This is a genomic window from Allobosea sp. CER48, assembly GCF_044752385.1.
Classification (GTDB): Bacteria; Pseudomonadota; Alphaproteobacteria; order Rhizobiales; family Beijerinckiaceae; genus Allobosea.
On sequence record NZ_JBIWYK010000423.1, the window covers coordinates 1 to 2648 of the forward strand.

General features: G+C 67.6%; 1 protein-coding gene, 1 pseudogene and 1 riboswitch. The gene and the pseudogene both read left to right on the forward strand.

The genetic code is table 11. The annotated features are described in order from the left end of the window. Window positions 1–42 precede the first annotated feature (42 nt). Window positions 43–242: riboswitch (cobalamin riboswitch) on the forward strand. Window positions 243–363: 121 nt separating this feature from the next. Then, window positions 364–2307 carry a TonB-dependent receptor plug domain-containing protein gene (locus ACIPIA_RS13810; protein ID WP_400510376.1) on the forward strand — a complete coding sequence of 648 codons (1944 nt, stop codon included), beginning with the start codon at window positions 364–366 and terminating at the stop codon, window positions 2305–2307. Continuing rightward, a pseudogene (locus tag ACIPIA_RS13815) lies at window positions 2304–2648 on the forward strand (hypothetical protein); the annotation flags it as partial. The gene ACIPIA_RS13810 and the pseudogene ACIPIA_RS13815, both read left to right, overlap by 4 nt.

The following is a 2648-nucleotide window of genomic DNA, read 5'->3' on the forward strand; positions in this document are numbered from 1 at the left end:
GCTCGGCGCCGGCACCGGGATTTGACGGCGCCACCTTTCCGCCCTAATCGTCGCTGCGACGGTTCCCTCACGGGATCAAAAGGGAACGCGGTGCAGGTGGCCAGCCACTTCATGCCGCGGCTGCCCCCGCAACTGTAAGCGGCGAGCCTTTCGCCACATGCCACTGGGGCCTCGGACCTGGGAAGGCGGCGTGAAGGCACCGACCCGCGAGCCAGGAGACCTGCCGTCAGCCGTGGTCACACGCGGACACGTTCGGACGGGGTGAGCCGATCGCTGATTCGACTGTTTGCCGCCTCTCGCGCGGCCGATGGGAGATCGCGTTCGCGGTGACGTGCCACTGACGTCAACGCCCGAGGTCCCATCGTGAACGTCTTCCTCCCGGCCGCCGGACGCGGCCGCCTGCTGCTCTCCGCTTCGCTGCTCGCCCTGGCCTGCTCCGCTCCCGCGCTGGCGCAGGGCGATACCGGCGCTGTCTCGCTCGACGACATCGTGGTCAGCGCCACCGGCACGCCCACCCCGGCCCGCGAGATCGCGAGTTCGGTCACCGTCATCACCGCGAAGGAGATCGAGCAGCAGCAGCGCCGCACCCTGCCGCAGGCGCTCGCCACCGTGCCGGGCCTCAACATCGTGCAGACGGGTGGCCCGGGTGGCCTGACATCGGTCTTCATGCGCGGCACCAACTCCAACCACGTCAAGGTGCTGGTCGACGGCATCGAGGCCAACGACCCGTCGACGCCGAACCGCTCCTTCGACTTCGGCTCGATGCTGACCGACGACATCGAGCGGATCGAGGTGCTGCGTGGCCCGCAGAGCGGCCTCTACGGCGCGAACGCGCTGGGCGGCGTCATCTCGATCACCACGAAGCGCGGGGACGGGCCGCCGAAGGCCACCGCGCGCATCGAGGCGGGCTCTCACGGCACCTTCAACCAGTCGGCCGGGTTCGGCGGCGGCGACGATCGCTTCAACTACGCCTTCAACGTCGCGCATTTCCGCACCGATGCGACCGAGGTGACGCCGCCGAACCTCGTGCCTCCCGGGCGGCGCATCAATCCCAACGCCTTCGACAACTACAGCTATTCCGGCCGCGTCGGAGTCGCGCTCGGCGAGACGCTGACGCTCAACTGGATCGGGCGCTATCAGGACGGGCAGTTGCGCTACACCGGCGATACCGGCTTTCCCAGCCTACCGGCGCCCTATCGCTCGCTCCAGAACTACGCCCAGGCCTTCACCCGCGGCGAGGTCGTGTGGGATCCGTTCGGCGGGCGCTTCGTCAACACGTTCGGCATTTCCTATACCAACCAGGACCGGGCGACGCGGACGGCCAACGGCAACACCGGCATCCTCGGCCTGCCCAACGAGAACCTTGGCGAGCGCACCAAGATCGACTGGCGCGGCAATCTCGAGATCGCCAGGGGCCACAACCTGCTGATGGGCCTGCAATACGAGCGCGAGCGGCTGGACACGGCGAGCCTCGCCGCCTCCAACGGCAACAAGGCCGCCTATCTCGAGTACCAGGGCAACATCCAGGATCGCTATTTCCTGGCGGCGAACATCCGGCACGACAACGACGACAGCTATGGCGGCCACACCACCTACCGCATCGCGCCGGCCGTCATCATCCCCGGCTCCGAGACCAAGCTGAAGGCGAGCTACGGCACGGCCTTCAAGGCGCCGACGCTGAGCGAGCTCTTCATCGACTATCGCCCCGGCTTCAACTTCTACGGCAACCCGAACCTGAGCCCGGAAGAGAGCCGCGGCTGGGACATCGGCTTCGAGCAGCCGCTCTTCGACAAGCGCATGCAGCTCGGTGCCACCTGGTTCCAGAACGACATCGACAACCTCATCGTCCAGAATACGGCCCGCACCTCCTACGCCAATATCGGAAAGGCCGAGACCAAGGGCGTCGAGGCCTTCGCCGCGCTGGAGATCTCGCCGCAGTTCCGCGTCCGCGCCGACTACACCTTCACCCTGGCCAAGGACGAGATCGCCCACCAGGAACTGCTGCGCCGGCCGCGCCACAAGGCCAGCGCGACCGCGACCTGGACGCCGACGGACAAGCTCACCCTGTCGGCGACGCTCCTCTATGTCGGCTCCTGGGTCGACGGCAATCGCGACTTCTCGGTCGCGCGGATGAACGCGAAAGGTGCCGCATTGGTCAACCTCGCAGCCGAGTACAAGGCAACGGAGAAGGTGACGGTGTTCGGGCGCGTCGATAACCTCTTCGACAAGCGCTGGGAAAACCCGGTCGGCTTCCTCGTCCCGGGTTTCGGCGCCTTCGGCGGCATCAAGGTGGCCATCGGCGGATGACATCCCTCCGCGCCAGACTCGCATTCGCCATGGCGGCCATTGCCGCCGTCGTGGCAACAGGCCTCGCACCGACGGCCGCAGCGAAGCCGGCGCGGATCGTCTCGCTCAACATGTGCACCGACGAACTCGTCCTGCGGCTGGCGGCACCCGAGCGCATCGCCTCGGTCACCTGGCTCTCTCGCGACCCGCGCAACGCCAACATGGGCGAAGCAGCGCGCGCGGTCGGGATCAACCACGGCCTTGTCGAGGAGGTCCTGGCCGCCCGTCCGGACCTCGTCGTTGCCGGGGCCGTCTATTATCGCCATGCCGCCGACGATCCCGCCCGTCTCGTCAACGACACC